The organism is Paenibacillus mucilaginosus 3016 (genome assembly GCF_000250655.1).
Classification (GTDB): domain Bacteria; phylum Bacillota; class Bacilli; order Paenibacillales; family NBRC-103111; genus Paenibacillus_G; species Paenibacillus_G mucilaginosus.
In genome coordinates, this window is record NC_016935.1 from 4,084,077 (window position 1) to 4,099,196 (window position 15,120).

Consider the following 15,120-nt stretch of genomic DNA (forward strand, 5'->3'; position numbering starts at 1 on the left):
TGAGGAAACAGGTGAGCTGACGCAAATGATCCGCCGGGAGAAGAGAGTGGGAGAGAGCGGAGGGCAGGGGACAATCGAAGAGGAGCCGTACGATGTGCTCTACGATGGGGCTGCGTTAGCCAACGTCTATGACATCGATCTGGAAACCTGCTTCGAACGGAAGGAAGAGATCAACCGGGTCAAGTGGAACACGCTGCAGGACTGACAGGAAGTGACAAGGAAGTGACAATGAAGTTACTCAGAGGAGGGGAAGGCATCGTGGCCATCAGCAAAAAAGGGTCCAGAACGATTACCATCCACGGGGAGGTGTACCGCTGGATACTCTCTCCCCGCAGCGGCTCCGTTCTGCTCATCGTAGAGAGCGGCACCGGGCAGGGGCAGCGGATGGAGGTTCTGATTCCGACGGAGGCCTCCGGCCGGAGCGCCGGTACGGCATTCGGTGTGCAGCCGGAGATGCGGATTGTCACGCCCAAGGACGTCGAGGGCTGCATCCGTCAAGCGCTTTCGTCCGGCTGGAAGCCGACTGCCCAGGGGGCGCCGCTGACGTTTGACCTGAGGGGGGATCTATTGGTACCCCGGGGCTAGGGGGAGCGGTGCGCTGCCTTGCGCTGCATCTTGGCGGGGCATTTTAGAGGGAGAGCAGGACATAACGGCTGATACCGATTCTCTCCCTTGTCCGCTGAGGTTCGTTGAGGAATAATGGGATAGGCCTGCAGTGAAGAGACAAGGCAGAAGCGCTCCGGACGGGAGGAGTCAGCATCGATCTTTTAACCTATCTGCCAAAGCATGCCCAAAGGGCATACAACGAAATCATGGAACTCCTCCTGAGGCCGAATCTGTTGTTCTCGAACGATCCCTCAATGACGCAGCAGGAGTATGCCTGCAACATACGGTATATTCATGGATTTAACCGTCTCTTAAAGCGGGACAAGATTCCGCATTCTTACGTGGTAGAAAGCTTGAGATATATAGAGAGAGGGCTGGAGTCGTATCTTCAGGAATATTACAGGGACAAAAGCTTTGTGTTCACGGTCCGGGCGGACATCCTAATTCCCGCTTTCACCGTCAGCGTGGTTTCTTATCATGGAGGGGAGCCGCTGCTGCTGCCGGAATCCGTGGAGTTCCATGAGCTGGTGCAGGGGTACAGGGAGAAGGCTTGCTTTCAAGGGATTCCTCTGCCTGGAAGGGACACTGGCGAATGGGCCCGGGAAGGCCCGGAAGTAGAGAAGCCCTTGCCTATGGCCGGGTATATTAGACTGCTTCATACCTGATTCAGATCGGGATACCTCTAGTAAGGAGGGGAGGGCACTACTGCAGAGGAGCTATTGGGAGCTTCGGCCGCCTATTGGCAGTGTTTTGCAAGAAAGTCATCCGAGACATGAAAGGGAGTTGTACGCGATTCACATCTTGTTTGTTTGCAGCCGCAACCGCTGGAGAAGCCTTACGGCGGAGAAGATATTTAATGGGGTTAATGGTCATGTGGTCCGATCGGCAGGTACCGAGGAGAAGGCGAGAATTCGGGTAACCGCCGGCCTGATCGGTTGGGCCGACTGGATTCTGGTGATGGAACGGAAGCACATACAAAGACTGAAGGAGAAGTTCCCGATGGAGCTGCAGGGCAAAAAGCTGATCTGCCTCGATATCCCGGACGAATACGGCTATATGGACGAGGAGTTGATCGGTCTGCTTGAGAGCAGCGTGTCCTCTTATGTGAATCTACATAATTAATTAGGTTAATCATTAATGGCCTATACCAATGGAGGTGCCATTCCGGTGAAGGTTCATAGTCGGGTGAGTGTTCCGTGGAAGATCAAAGAGCCTTCCCGGGTCAAGCTGCTTCTCTGCATGAGTGCGGTTGTGCTTGTCATGGGCCGCGGTGTCGTGAGGGGTCTGGATGAGGGGAGAACCGGACTGCTTTTTTATGCCCATCTGGCTCTGGTCCTCCTGTGTCTCGCCATCATCGGGATTGCGGTCTTCCGAGGGTTCCGAAAGCCGGAAGAGCTGCTGCTTCAGGAAGGGTGGCTGTCCATCCGGGGCCGGCGGTTGAGTGCCGGTAAGCTGGGGCGTGTATACGTGCATGCCGCAGCCGGGCGTACGGTTGGTATCGGACTGCTGCCGACAGGAAAAAGGGTGGTCCCTGCGCCGTACATGTTCCGCTATGCAGACGGGGAGGAAGAGGCGCTGAAGCAGCTGGAGGAATGGTCGGCGCGGCATGGAGTGACCTTGGAGCGAAAGAGGTTCCTGCGATGGATTTGAGTTATCCGGTAAAATAGGGAATGGAAAAAAATGTGAAGCTTCCGTCTTTCCCGTAAGCGGATGCGCTGGGGCGGGGTAATATACGGATAACTCCGGCATGCCGGGAAAGAAAGCAAGAGGAGGCGCAGTACACATGACCCCAACCGCGGACTGGCTGCAGGATCTTGGGATCGCGGAGCTGCAGCGCAGGATGGAAGAAGGAGAGCTGACCGCGGCCGGGCTGACCGAGGGCTATCTGCTGCGGATTGCCGCTTATGATAAACAGGGACCGATGCTGAACGCGGTTCTGGAAGTCAACCCGGATGCGATGGCCATCGCGGAGGGGCTGGACGCCGAACGGCGTGCCAAGAGAGCGAGGGGACCGCTGCACGGCATTCCCCTGCTGCTCAAGGATAACATCGATACGGGAGACGGGATGATGACGAGCGCCGGATCGATCGCCCTTGCCGGCCACTATGCCATGCGCGATGCGCATCTGGTCTCCCGGCTGCGGGAAGCCGGCGCGGTCATTCTCGGCAAGACGAACATGACCGAGTGGGCGAACTTCATGACCCAGGGCATGCCCGGGGGCTACAGCTCCCGCGGAGGGCAGGTGCTGAACCCGTACGGCTGCGGCCGGCTGAACTGCGGCGGCTCCTCGAGCGGGTCGGGTGCGGCGGTGGCCGCTTCCCTCGCTGCCGCCGCCGTCGGCACCGAGACGTCGGGCTCCATCCTGAGCCCGGCGGTGTGCAGCTCGGTCGTCGGCATCAAGCCGACCGTGGGCCTCATCTCCCGCAGCGGCGTCATCCCGCTGGCGATGAGCCAGGATACACCGGGGCCCCTGGCCCGCACGGTGGCGGATGCGGCGCTCCTGCTCGGCGCCATGGCCGGCCCCGATGCGGACGATCCGGCGACGGCCGCCGGCATCGGCCGGGCCTGCCGGGATTACACGCCCTTCCTCGACGCCGATGGGCTCGAAGGAGCGAGGATCGGCGTGCCCCGGAGGATCTTTCATGACCGGCTTCCGCAGGATGAAGGGGCTCTGTTCGAGGAACACCTGGAAGCGATGCGGGCTGCCGGGGCGGTGATCGTCGACCCTGCGGAGATCCCGTCCGCAGCGGAGCTGGTGCAGTACCAGTCGACCGTGTTCCGCTACGAATTCAAATCCGGCATCAACCGCTACTTGAGCCGGCTGGCCCCCCATCTGCCTGTGTACTCGCTCAAGGACCTCATCCTGTTCAATACGATGCATCATGAGGAGGCGCTGAGGTATGGACAGGACAACCTGCTGCTTGCCGAAGAGACCAGCGGCACGCTGACCGAGCCCCGGTACCTGGAGGACCGGCTCACGGACCTGCGTCTCTCCCGCAGGGAGGGCATCGACGCGGTGATGAAGGAGCATGGCCTCCGGGCGCTGGTGTTCCCCGGAACCGCGGGGGCCAGCATTGCCGCCAAGGCAGGCTACCCGTCGGTGACAGTGCCCGGCGGGTATGGGTCCGGCGGCCGGCCGGTCGGCGTCACCTTCACCGGGGGCGCTTATGCGGAGCCCCAGCTCATCCGAATCGCTTATGCGTTCGAGCAGCTGCGGGGGATGAGACGCCGGCCGGTTTGGCTGTGACCCGTCAGGCAGCGGGGGATGCGGCGGAAGCAGCCATTGTTATCATGAGTATGAACATGAACAAGCCATCAGGCAGGAAACGTAGAAGAGGAGAGGAGCACCATGATGATCGGTGATCGGATTCGGTTCAGAAGAATTATGGAAGAAGATTGGGAGCTTCGCTACCGGTGGGGGACGGACCCGGACATCAGCGCGACCCTGCAGTCTGGACTCGGGATTCCGTTATCCGCCGCCAAAGCTAGAGAACAGATACTTTCTTTTTTGGCGGACCCCGGCAGCCGTGCCGATTTTGTTGTGCTGGACAAGGAGACGGAGGAGCCGATCGGTTTCGTGCATCTCACCGGCATCGATCCGTGGGCGAGGCGGGCGGAGCTTGGTATTCTCATCGGACGCAAGGAGTACCACGGACAGGGCTACGGGACCGAGATCACGCGGCTGATCGTCCGCTTTGGGTTCGAGCGGCTCAATCTGCACAAAGTGTACTTGACCGTCAATGCGGATAATCCGGCGGGCATCCGGTGCTATGAGAAAGCAGGCTTTCGCCGGGACGGCGTTCTGAGGGATGAAATCTACAAGAACGGTGTATATCTGGACCGGATCATGATGAGCATCTTGAAGCACGAGTTTCATAGCGCGGAGTAGAGGTTGGCATCGGGAGTACAAGCAGTGGCCTGCAGGTCTGGTAGAATATCAATCCGAATCTATGATCGACTTTGCTGTTGGCATGCGATGTTATAGATCAGATGCAGGCCTCAAACGGATCGCTGAGCAAAACATAGGATAAATTTCATCATATAGCCCCTGATGCTTAGGCGTAATAAAAACACCGCCTTCTGCGGCCCTTTGTAGGGAGCCTGCGGAGAGCGGTGTTTTTGGTGTACAAGGAATTAAGCTTCCAGCACGGCTTCGATCCGCTGCAGCACCTCAGAGGACAGGGTGATGCCGGAGGCGGCGGCATTCTCGGTGACCTGCTCGGGGCGGCTGGCGCCGACGAGCGCGCTGGCCACATTCTCCTGGCGCAGCACCCACGCGAGCGCCAGCTGGGAGACCTGAATGCTGAGCTCGGCGGCAATCGCCGTCAGCTGTTCGACCTGCCGCAGCTTCTTCTCGTTGATGCGTTCCTCGCCCCAATTTTTGCTGGCGGCGCGGCTGTCCGCCGGTACGGCCTCGCCGAGGCGGTATTTGCCGGTGAGCAGGCCCTGCGCCAGCGGAGAGAAGACGACCTGGGAGATGCCCTTGGACGTGCCGGTCGGGATCACTTCTTTTTCGATGTAGCGGTTGAACAGGTTGTAGATCGGCTGGTTGACGATGATCCGGTCTAGCAGGTACCGCTCCGCAATCCCGAGCGCCTCGACCATCTGGGCTGCCGTCCACTCGCTGACGCCGATATACAGCACCTTGCCCTGCGTAACGAGATCGTCGAGCGCGCGGAGCGTTTCATCGAGCGGGGTCTCAGGATCGTAGCGGTGACAGTAGTACAGGTCCACGTAATCGGTGCCGAGCCTCTTCAGCGAAGCGTGGCACTGCTCGGTAATGTGCTTGCGGGAGAGACCGCGGTCGTTGGGGCCGTCGCCCATGATGCCGAACACTTTGGTCGCAAGCACGTACGATTCCCGGGGGTAGCGGCCGAGCACCTGGCCTATCAGCTTTTCGGCTTCGCCCCGCTCGTACACATTCGCCGTATCAAAAAAGTTGATGCCCAGGTCATACGCCTGTTCGATGGAACGGACCGCGCGTTCATTTTCGACATAGCCTCCGTACGTCATCCAGCTGCCCAGGCTGATTTCGCTGACCTTGAGTCCGCTTCGGCCGAGTTTGCGATACTGCATGGATCCCTGCCTCCTAACATGAAATAGTGTTTCCCTTGGAAGTTAGACCATGGAGCCGGTGCTGCCCCTGCGTCAGACCCGCTTCCGGATGCATAGGTCTCCTGAACAGAGTGAACGGGAGCCGGTCCTGCGAAAGTGCAGAAGGTGACTTTCCATTCCCGGCACCCGCTGCGGTAAACCGGCTGTACATCCAGATATATACCTTGCTTGGCAGCAAGGCGGGTCGTGGTTACAGCGCTTTCTTTATTATAGAACGTATTGGCTTGAAGGGTAAGAAGTGACATTGGGGTGACTTAGTTACGTTGGGGTAAGCCATGGAGCCGATCTGCTGATCAGAGGTGTTTCAAGGGAGCAGGCTCGGGGTAAGAGGGGGGAATGAGCGCTTCAGGAGCGCAGCGCAATAAGAATACATAACAAATATTACGTAAAGAATGGGACGATGATAACAGGAAGCCGCACATCCGGATGTGCTATACTGGAAATACAATGAAGTGCAAACAGGGAGTGGGTCAGCGTGTACATCGTCACGGCAGAACAGATGAGACGAATCGACCGTGAAACGATCGAGAACATCGGCATTCCGGCTCTGGTGCTCATGGAGAATGCAGGCCGGGCCGTGGCAGAAGAGATTGTGAGAAGACGGGGGCGCACGGAGCATCCGCTGCGGGTTCTGGTGCTTGTCGGCAAAGGAAACAACGGCGCGGACGGGATCGTCGCCGCCCGCCACCTGCAGCAGGAGGGGCACCGCCCGTATCTGTTATTCGCGGATGATCCCTCGCAGTACCGGGGGGAGGCCGAGGTGCAGTACCGCATCGCGGTGAAGCTCGGCCTGGAGGGCCGCAGGTTCGCGGACGGGGATACGCTGGATGCGGCAGGCTTCGATCTCGTGATCGACGCGCTGCTTGGGACAGGCAGCACCGGAGCGCCGAGGGGCTCCTACGCCCGGCTGATCAGCCAGGCGAATGACTCGGGGCTGCCGATTGCGGCGGTCGATCTTCCGAGCGGCCTGGACGCAGATACGGGACAGGTGCATGATCCCTGCGTCCGGGCGGAGCTGACAGTAGCCCTCGCCTACAGCAAAATCGGGCTGGAGCAGTACCCCGGGGCCGGTTACGCCGGTGAGGTTGTCGTCCGTGGCATCGGGATTCCGCCCGAGGGGGCGGAGCGGGCCGGCGTGCGCACGTTCCGCGTGCAGGAGCCGCTGCTCTCGGAACGCCTCGGCTATGCACAGTACCGCCGCCGTCAGCCTGATTCGCACAAGGGCACCTACGGCCATGTGCTGGTTGCCGCAGGCAGCCGCCCTATGAGCGGCGCCGGCCTGCTGTCGGCGACGGCGGCCCTGCGGGCAGGCAGCGGGCTCGTCACGTGGGCGCTGCCGGACCGGCTGGTGGACGCGATGACAGGCCGGCTGCCCGAGGCGATGCTGCGCGGGCTTGCGGACGGCGGCACCGGCGAGTGGAGCGGAGTGGACCCGCACGCACTGGTGAAGCTGGCTGCCGGCAAGGACGCGCTGGTGTTCGGTCCCGGCGCCGGCCGCTGGGAGGGCGACGGACACTTTCTCCGCACCGTGTGGGAAGAAACCGGGTGTCCGCTGGTTCTTGATGCCGATGCGCTGAATATGATGGGAGAAGCGGACGGTCCCGCTTCCTGGCCGAAGCGCAGCGGCAGCGTCGTAGTTACGCCGCACCCGGGCGAGATGGCCAGGCTGCTGGGAGTATCGACGGCGGAGGTGCAGCGCGACCGGGTGCGGGCTGCAGCCGATTATGCGGTCCGCTGCGGCGTGGTCGTGGTGCTGAAGGGCACCCGGACCGTGACAGCCGCTCCGTCCGGTGAGGTGTACCTGAATCCGACCGGTAACCCCGGTATGGCCACCGGAGGCACCGGCGATGTGCTCGCGGGGATCATCGGTTCCCTGCTGGGACAGGGGTATACGGCCGTGCAGGCCGCGGCGCTTGGCGCTTATCTGCATGGGGCCGCCGGTGACCGGGCTGCTGCCGCCCGGGCGCATGAAGCGTCGCTGACCGCGGGGGATATTCCGGAACATTTGTAATCGATTAGCCCAATACATTATTAATGTGATAAACTATATACGGCGTCAAGTAGACAAAATTGTCGCGGGAACCTCCCAAACCGCTGCTTGTTTACGAATGGTTTGAGAAGGAGTTCGCGTGAAAAGGAGGGGGACGCATGGAAAAGTCAAGATCCATCCATTCGCGTTATGTGCTCGGACGGCCAATCCTCCCTATGGTCAGCGGCATGCTGTACCGCGGCAAAGATTTGGCTTTGCACAGGGAAGTGATTCTGTATGTTGTGGAAAGTGCGGATGATTCGGTTAGACAGACCGCCATGGCGAAACTTAAGGAAGTCGCTCCGTTGAGTGACAACCGTTTTTTGCATATGCTTGATGTGGGCATGGAGAAGCCTTACCTCTTCGCCGCCTTGAAGACGTTCGAAGGCAGACCGCTGATCGAAGCGCTGTCCCGGCACCCGCTGTCGGACCGGGAAGTGCTCAGCGGCGTATTCGAGCTCGGACGGGGGCTCCAGGATGCCATGGAGGAAGGCGTGCAGGGCTTCGCCGTTCATGCGGCCAATGTATGGCTGTGCGACGACGGGCGCCTGAAGATCATCAACTACTGGGACAAAGCCCATGACCGGGAGCGGGGGGTACAAGGGCTTGCACGGCTGCTGCTTCAGCTCTTGACCCGCTCTGAGGAGCCGGAGCTCGGCCCGCAGGGAGAACGCCAGCTGCGCGCGGCCCTGGCCAGCCTGAATGCGGTGCAGCAGGCGGAGCTGATCGCCATGCTGCGGCGGACGGCAGCCCGGCAGGAGACGCTCTCGTCGCTGGTGGTGCACCTCGGCCTTCTGGTGAAGTCGCCGGAGGCGCCTTCCTCGAAGATCGCTTCCAGCATCGATGAGGATGAGGATTTCGAGGCGCCGGATGCTACGATGCGCTTCGAGCGGCCGATACGCCGGGAACCTGCCGGGCGCTACGCTCCTCCAGCCTCCTCACAGGTGCCGGCTGACGAGGAGGAGGAAGAGGAGGAAGAACGTCCGCGGGCGTGGAAGACCGGACTCAAGCTGCTGCTCGGTGCGGCGCTCGTGTGCACCGCCGGTGCGGCGGTGTTCGTCTGGCTCGTCAACGAGGCGCCGCCGCTGCCGGGCATGCCGAGCAAGCAGGAGGCCTCGGCACAGCCGCCTGCGGCTGACGAGACGGAAGAAGGCGGCGGCACGCAAGTGAGTACTGCGCCGCAGGCCGGGGCGTCTTCCGGCACGGGAACCGCTAAGACGCCGGAGACGGCGAAAGTGCCTCCGGTCACGTCTGCTGAGAAGCCTGCGGAAGAGGTGCCGGCCGAAGAAGAGACGGTGACTGAGGAGGAGCCTGCTGTGCCTGCCACAGAGGGCGGACCCATCGAGACGCCGAACCTGATCGGCCTGCAGCAGTCCGAAGCGGAGGCGAAGGCGAAGGAGAGCGGCCTCGGCTACGCCTTCTACAAGAAGGCAAGCGAGGAGCCGGCCGGCACGGTCTACGACCAGATGCCGAAGCCAGGCGAAGCCGCTCCCCAAGGCACGAAGGTGATCTTCTACGTCAGCCGCGGCCCCGGCAGTCCGTAACTTGGAGTGGGGCGCGGGGGTGGCGCGGAACGGTTGAATGGCAAAAAGCCCGGAGGAATCCGGGCTTTTTGTGTTGGGTGAGTGACGCTGGCTTCAGGCATGCACCCGGCGAAGCGGCGCACCTGCCGGTGTGCAGCTCTGCTGCACAAATTAGTAAGCATCCGGCTTTCGTAGGTGTAACTTGGAGCGGTTCCTTGGACTTCTTCGAGTCCCTCATTTGAAATAGAGGAACTCAGATGCCTTATTCGGCCGTAATTTGTGCTAACAGAGAGATTAGCGGAACTCAGATGCGTTATGAACTTCCTTTTCATTAAAAAAGGAGCCTCGGCATGGAAATAGCGAACCTCAGTTCCTCTATTGCTGGAATGACTCTTTCGGTGAAGCGTATAGCGTATCTGAGTTCCGCTATTTCTAATTTTCTTGATATCTGACGGTATAATACCTGGATCTGTCTTGAATGAGCATCTTATCTAGATATTTCGTTACTGGACACTATAAAAGCCCATGCTGCTATTGCGGCATGGGCTTTGTGATGGAAGGTTGGCTTTGGTGCCACACTGAATAGGAATTATGCTAATGCTCTGGCATACTCAGCCAGATCCCGCCCACTCCAGCAGCCCGTGTCTCTTGGACCGACATGTAACGTTTCACTGCCTGCTTCTTATCATGGATGGAACGGAAGCCGTGCAGCTGCGGCATGCAGCGACTCCTTTCGGCTAGGCGGCGGAAGAATAGCGAATGGATCTCCAGTAGTAACAAGTGCATGACGTATACGCGGGTCCTATACGGAAATGGATCTTATTCCGCTGTCCTGTCGATCGCCTCGGCCATCGTTTTGTCGGTGAGATGGGCGTAAATCTGAGTCGTCTCCGGCGACGCATGGCCGAGCTGCTCCTGCGTCTTGTACAGGTCGTTGCGCAGGTAGTAGTCGGTGGCGAACGAGTGGCGCAGCTTATGTACGGAAAGGTAAGGCTTGCCGAACCGCTTGGCGTACTTGATCACCATCTCCTGTATGGCACGCTTTGTCATGCGCTCGCCCTCTTTCTTGCCGTTGGCTACGGCGAGGAACAGGGCTTTTTCACGTTTGGGCGCTTTGTATTGGATCGAACGCAGCTCCAGGTAGGCGGTCAGCGCTTCGGTCGCTTCCTGACGGAAGTACACGGGAGTCTTGAACGTATCGTCGTTCTTGCCTTTGCGGTACACATAGGTCAGCTTCTTTTTCAAATCGATGTCTTCGATGTTCAGGTTGACGACTTCGGACACCCGAAGACCGGAATTAAGGATGAGCGAGACGATACACACATCGCGGATCTTGTTGATCTCATACGAATAGAGGGCCTGCTTGTTCTTCGCGACATCCTGCGGATAACCCGTTTGAATGTATTCGATGAATTCGCGGATCTCCACCTCCTGCAGGAGCTTGCCTTCCAGCTTGGCCGCCGTGTCCTTGGGTTTGTGGGTACGCTTGATCTCCACCTTGGCCATCACGTTGCGCTTCAGCAGCGGATAGAATTCTTCATCCTCGGCAATCTGGCTCAAATAATGGAACAGCGAGCGCAGCGAAGACAGCTTCCGGGAGATCGTCGTTTTGCCGTTGGCGTTCTCCTTGCGGGTGGCGAGGAACATTTTATAGTTATCAATGGAGTCCATATGCAGCCGTTCCAGATCCACGAGCGGAATGTCACGGATGGTTGAAGCCGTGGTCAGTCCCTCCGCAAGCAGCCAGGAGAAGAACGTTTCATAGTCCCGCACATACTCGAGCAGGGAGGAGGGGGAGAGGTCCGGAAGCTTGTAGCCGATAAATTTCTCAACGTACCAGGGCATCAAAGGGACCTTCTTATCCAGCTCCTGGCGGTCTTTGATCTTGATGATATTCATTCGCGGTCACCTCGTTCGATAGAAAGCTCTTGTACTCTATTACCCGGAAAGGATTTCCTCTATTGTACCATAGGGAGCCGAGGTTTCGAAAACAGGAACAGATGCTTTATGTCATGGTGGAAAGAAGGCGGATTAGACGAACGGGGAACTCGGAGGATGATCAGGAAGGAGGATGAAATGGATTTCATGAGGATATGTTCTAGGGTTAGAGAATTTAGTTAAGTCTTAAGATCGTCACTGCAATATCACTGGATCGTAAGGTCAATCCGGCTGGCTATAAGGAGAAAATGGGCCAATACGATGATAAGGCTGTTTATAAGTGTATGCAATGATAATCGTAAGTGATTTTAAGTATATGCAATGAGAAAGGAGGCGTATGCATTGTATACGCTGCAGTGTGGGCGGGGGCTTTCGATCCATAAGGCCCAAGTCTATTGAGTGGCTGCATTATGAAAAAGTGAATCACTCTGAAAATCTCCCGCCCATCGCAAAATGAATTTCTTCGGGACGGCAGGGAAAATGGTGCGACCCTATGCGCGATGTTTTCAGACTACGAATGTGCTGTTCGCTTCAGCGTACTGGTGACTATGATGTAATCGGTCCCTTGGAATGCAGGCAGGCATCAAAAAGGATGCCGAAAAAACGAAGTCCGCTGTGTGCAAGCAATGACCGGGAGAGAAAAGGTTTCAGCGGATGCCGGAACAGTGGTTGATGCCGCTGAGGTTTGACCCAGGGTTGCTGTACAGAGGTTAATGAGGAGCCTTATACTTCTTATTAATATACTTGTTTTCATGCTTTAGTCAACTGCCCCAAACCACCGGGGGGAGAAGTTGGATAGAGAGTGCTCAGGTGTGGTCGGTCAGCTGAACAACGCGCTCGTCCTCCGGATCTCTCTTGTAGGAGAATCGACCTTCGCCGAGCTGCGGAAGAGCACGCGCAGGATGGCGTTCGGCGCGTTCGCCTACCAGGACATTCCGTTTGTGAAGCAGGTGGAAGAGCTGCACTCGGGCTGGAGATGAGCAATAACCACTTTTCCAGACGACGCTCATACATCGGGGTACTCCGGTGGAGGACATCCAGCAGTCGCCAGATAATCCGAGCTCTAAGAGTTCCAGAAGTTGACGATCACCTTCGTGCTCCATTTCACTCACGATGACGGAGCAGAACGGCGAATGCTAGAATTCATAAGTTACAACAGGGAGCAAAATAATCGCAGGACCATTGGGAGTTTGCCGGGCCACTTCCGCAGCCTGCTCGATGTCGCAGTCGAAAGCTTTTAATTAATATACTTGTTTTCATGCTTTCATCAACTGCCCAAAACCTCCTGTTGAAAGGGGCTAAGCTGGGTGAGAGAGCTGGTATCGAGGAAAGTCGGAGAAGCCTGGAGGGGGATGAAATCGTAGTGGAAGGGGCATCGCCGAAGGGGAACGGCAGCTGCTGGAAAGCTTCAGCGGTACCGCGCTGGGGGCAAGTTTGCATCATCTGCATTGCAGGGAAGCAAATGGAGCATCACATTCAGCTTTTGCAGGGAACTACACAGGCAGAAGTTCTTCAGGCGCTCTCGGGAAAGGCTGAATCACAGCAATGCAATGGAACACACTTTGTGGCCGATCCTGTAACCTGCAGGCTGTGGTTTGCGTCTACATAGGAAATTGGGAAAGAAAGGGAGGAGATGCAGCGTGCCAATGGAAGCGGAAACCCTAACTATGCTCAACACCGGCTTTGGGATCATGGTGGCTTTGTGTGCGGCCGTTTTCATTTTGTTATGGATCAAAATCAGGGGGTTCGTATGTGCTGGATGTATTGGGAGGAAATGCGGATATTCCAAAGGTCATGCGATCCGAAGAAAATTCCCTCTCCATTGGCCTGGCTGCGGTGTGGTGGGCGCTCTCCGTCTTCTGCATGCTCATTGGTGTCTGTAAAATCACGAACCGGATCGATTCGCAGTAGCACGCCTTTTGTTCACATATATTATAATATGTAAACAAAAGGCGTGTTTATTTATATGGCCTTCTACTTACTAAACCATGAATTCATTATCCTTGTTTTAAATATACTTGTCTACACGGATTATAATGACTCAAGTGATTTCGAGCTCTCTTGATTATACGAATAGTTTATTTCCTTGACCTGGAACCTGGATACAAAAATCAGGCTGCAAATAGGTCGAGCATTGGACCAAGCTTGGGGGCATTCACCCGAGGAGAATGAAATTTCACCGCTGCACCGGAAAAAACTGTGCTCCGTACAGTTCGAAGCATCCAGCTATTGATCTTCGGACAAGTCAACATGAGAGGAGGCACATGGCATCTGCGCCAAGAGAACCTGCTTTGTCGCCCCTTCTTCAGGGAGATTCATAGTCATCAACGCTGGCGTAAGGATGTATCGCATCCTTACGTTTGATTTGCAGGCAAGTCCGTGCCGAATGACCCGCGGCTACCCCGTGACTGGAACGAGTTACTCGAATGAACCCGGTATTTCGGATAAGCGTGAAAAACCCGAAAGCCACACGCGAAGAAAGTGATGTGGCTGTTTGGCAGTGGTGCCGCTGCTGCTACATAGGGAAGGGAGGGACCGAGGCTTCGTTTTTATAAAGCTCATTTTCGCAGGAGCTCACCTTCCTGGATGCTAAAAAGCGGGCTGGCAGCATAGGCTTATGGTTTAAGCATCTGAGGCGGGCATGTTCCCTGTATAGAGGGACTGCGGTCGGTAAATCCGGTTGTGCTGCGCCTGTTCCAGCACATGGGTGGTCCAGCCGACAATCCGGGCGGCGGTGAAGGTTGGCGTGAAGAGCTCGGTCGGCATGGCGGCGGCCCGCATGACGGCGGCCGCGTAGAACTCGACATTCGTGTAGAGCGCCCGGCCCGGTTTGTATTCGGCGAGCAGCCGGATGGCCGTCTCCTCGGTATCTCTGGCAAGATCAAGCCAAGGGTCTCCGCCGGCAAGTCCGGCGCAAACCTCGCGGAGCGCTTCGGCGCGCGGGTCCCGTGTTTTGTACACGCGATGCCCGAAGCCCATAAGGCGCTCGCCGCGCTCCAGCATGGCCCGGAGTACGGGCTCCGCTCGATCCGCTGTCCCGATGGAGTCCAGCAGCCGGATTACCCCGGAGGGGGCGCCTCCGTGCAGAGGGCCTTTCATCGCACCGATGGCGGCTCCCACCGCCGAGTACAGGTCCGATTCGGTGGAGGCCACGACGCGGGCTGCGAAGGTGGATGCATTCAGCCCGTGCTCCATCGCCAGGACCATATAGGCGTTCAGGGCGCGGACCTGAGCCTCGGATGCCGGGTGGCCGGACAAAAGGTGCAGGTAATACGCGGCGTGATCCTCTTCTGTATCCGCCCCTTCACTTAGCGGCGTGCCGCTGAGCTGATGCCGGCGGTACGCAATGAGGGTCGGAAGCAGAGCCGTAAGCTGTACGGCCTGCTCCAGGGCAGGCGGCCAAGCGGGTGCGTTTCCGGCCAGGGCGGTGACTGCTGCTTGCAGAGTGTTCATCAGCGGCGTGTGCGGGGGAATCGCCTCGAGCAGGCTCCGCAGCTCAGGGGTCAGCCGCCGGCCCCGGGCCAGCTCGTTTTTGAACTCTGCAAGCTGGAGCGGGGTAGGGAGCGCGCCGTGCCACAGCAGGTAGGCGGACTCCTCGAAGGTATGTCGAACGGCGAGGTCTTTCGCCCATTGCCCGCGGTATACCAGATGCCCCTTCGTTCCGTCTACGAGAGAAATTTGCGTCTCGGCGGCTATGATGCCTTCCAAGCCTTTGACCATCATCGTCAGCCCTCCTAGGGGAATGGAATGAGAAAGCGTCATTTGTTGGAAAATCATATCACGCCAATGTGATAAATGAAACATTTAGTTTTGTATAATCCCGATAAAATATGCTTATTAATTAATGGGCTGCTTGCGGGCTTTCCCCCAAGCACGGATTGCTGCTTAGAATCCATGTGAGAAGTGCCT

Annotated in this window: 13 protein-coding genes and 1 pseudogene; 11 read left to right on the plus strand and 3 right to left on the minus strand. The window is 57.9% G+C overall.

Going from position 1 to position 15,120, the window contains the following annotated elements:
* Positions 1–13: 13 nt before the first annotated feature.
* From PM3016_RS17855 to PM3016_RS17885, 7 genes and pseudogenes are all read left to right on the plus strand, one after another.
* Positions 14–205, plus strand: a pseudogene (locus tag PM3016_RS17855) (nucleoside triphosphate pyrophosphohydrolase family protein); the annotation flags it as partial.
* A 53-nt stretch (positions 206–258) separates the two neighbouring features.
* Positions 259–585, plus strand: a complete 327-nt coding sequence (locus PM3016_RS17860; RefSeq protein WP_014370388.1) for a hypothetical protein — start codon at positions 259–261, stop codon at positions 583–585.
* A gap of 374 nt (positions 586–959) precedes the next feature.
* Entirely contained in the window at positions 960–1,271 is a 312-nt protein-coding gene (locus tag PM3016_RS17865) for a hypothetical protein (RefSeq protein WP_238540544.1), read from the plus strand.
* A 127-nt stretch (positions 1,272–1,398) separates the two neighbouring features.
* Complete coding sequence (locus tag PM3016_RS17870) at positions 1,399–1,728, plus strand: low molecular weight protein tyrosine phosphatase family protein (RefSeq protein WP_041619460.1); 330 nt, start codon at positions 1,399–1,401, stop codon at positions 1,726–1,728.
* Positions 1,729–1,773: 45 nt separating this feature from the next.
* A complete protein-coding gene (locus tag PM3016_RS17875; protein WP_238540545.1) occupies positions 1,774–2,256 on the plus strand; it encodes a hypothetical protein in 483 nt (160 codons plus the stop codon).
* Positions 2,257–2,389: 133 nt separating this feature from the next.
* Complete coding sequence (locus tag PM3016_RS17880; RefSeq protein WP_014370392.1) at positions 2,390–3,853, plus strand: amidase; 1,464 nt, start codon at positions 2,390–2,392, stop codon at positions 3,851–3,853.
* Positions 3,854–3,955: 102 nt separating this feature from the next.
* Positions 3,956–4,495 carry a GNAT family N-acetyltransferase gene (locus PM3016_RS17885; RefSeq protein ID WP_014370393.1) on the plus strand — a complete coding sequence of 180 codons (540 nt, stop codon included), beginning with the start codon at positions 3,956–3,958 and terminating at the stop codon, positions 4,493–4,495.
* Positions 4,496–4,740: 245 nt separating this feature from the next.
* Here PM3016_RS17885 and PM3016_RS17890 read toward each other — a convergent pair whose 3' ends face one another.
* Positions 4,741–5,682 carry an aldo/keto reductase family protein gene (locus tag PM3016_RS17890; protein ID WP_014370394.1) on the minus strand — a complete coding sequence of 314 codons (942 nt, stop codon included), beginning with the start codon at positions 5,680–5,682 and terminating at the stop codon, positions 4,741–4,743.
* 514 nt (positions 5,683–6,196) lie between these two features.
* Between PM3016_RS17890 and PM3016_RS17895 the strand changes: the two genes are divergently transcribed.
* Positions 6,197–7,732 (plus strand): NAD(P)H-hydrate dehydratase, encoded by a 1,536-nt coding sequence (locus PM3016_RS17895; protein ID WP_014370395.1) that lies wholly within the window; start codon positions 6,197–6,199, stop codon positions 7,730–7,732.
* Between the two features lie 137 nt (positions 7,733–7,869).
* A complete protein-coding gene (locus tag PM3016_RS17900) occupies positions 7,870–9,294 on the plus strand; it encodes a PASTA domain-containing protein (protein ID WP_014370396.1) in 1,425 nt (474 codons plus the stop codon).
* 798 nt (positions 9,295–10,092) lie between these two features.
* Here PM3016_RS17900 and xerS read toward each other — a convergent pair.
* A complete protein-coding gene (gene xerS, locus PM3016_RS17905; protein ID WP_013919641.1) occupies positions 10,093–11,172 on the minus strand; it encodes a tyrosine recombinase XerS in 1,080 nt (359 codons plus the stop codon).
* A gap of 851 nt (positions 11,173–12,023) precedes the next feature.
* On the opposite strand from xerS, the gene PM3016_RS38730 reads away from it, so the two are divergent.
* Both PM3016_RS38730 and PM3016_RS38735 read left to right on the plus strand, forming a co-directional pair.
* Positions 12,024–12,191, plus strand: coding sequence for a hypothetical protein (locus tag PM3016_RS38730; protein WP_041619161.1), 168 nt, complete (start codon positions 12,024–12,026; stop codon positions 12,189–12,191).
* 772 nt (positions 12,192–12,963) lie between these two features.
* Positions 12,964–13,122, plus strand: a complete 159-nt coding sequence (locus PM3016_RS38735) for a hypothetical protein (protein ID WP_014370399.1) — start codon at positions 12,964–12,966, stop codon at positions 13,120–13,122.
* A 711-nt stretch (positions 13,123–13,833) separates the two neighbouring features.
* Here the strand turns inward: PM3016_RS38735 and PM3016_RS17915 are convergent.
* Positions 13,834–14,934, minus strand: a complete 1,101-nt coding sequence (locus PM3016_RS17915; RefSeq protein WP_041619162.1) for a citrate/2-methylcitrate synthase — start codon at positions 14,932–14,934, stop codon at positions 13,834–13,836.
* Between the last annotated feature and the right edge of the window lie 186 nt (positions 14,935–15,120).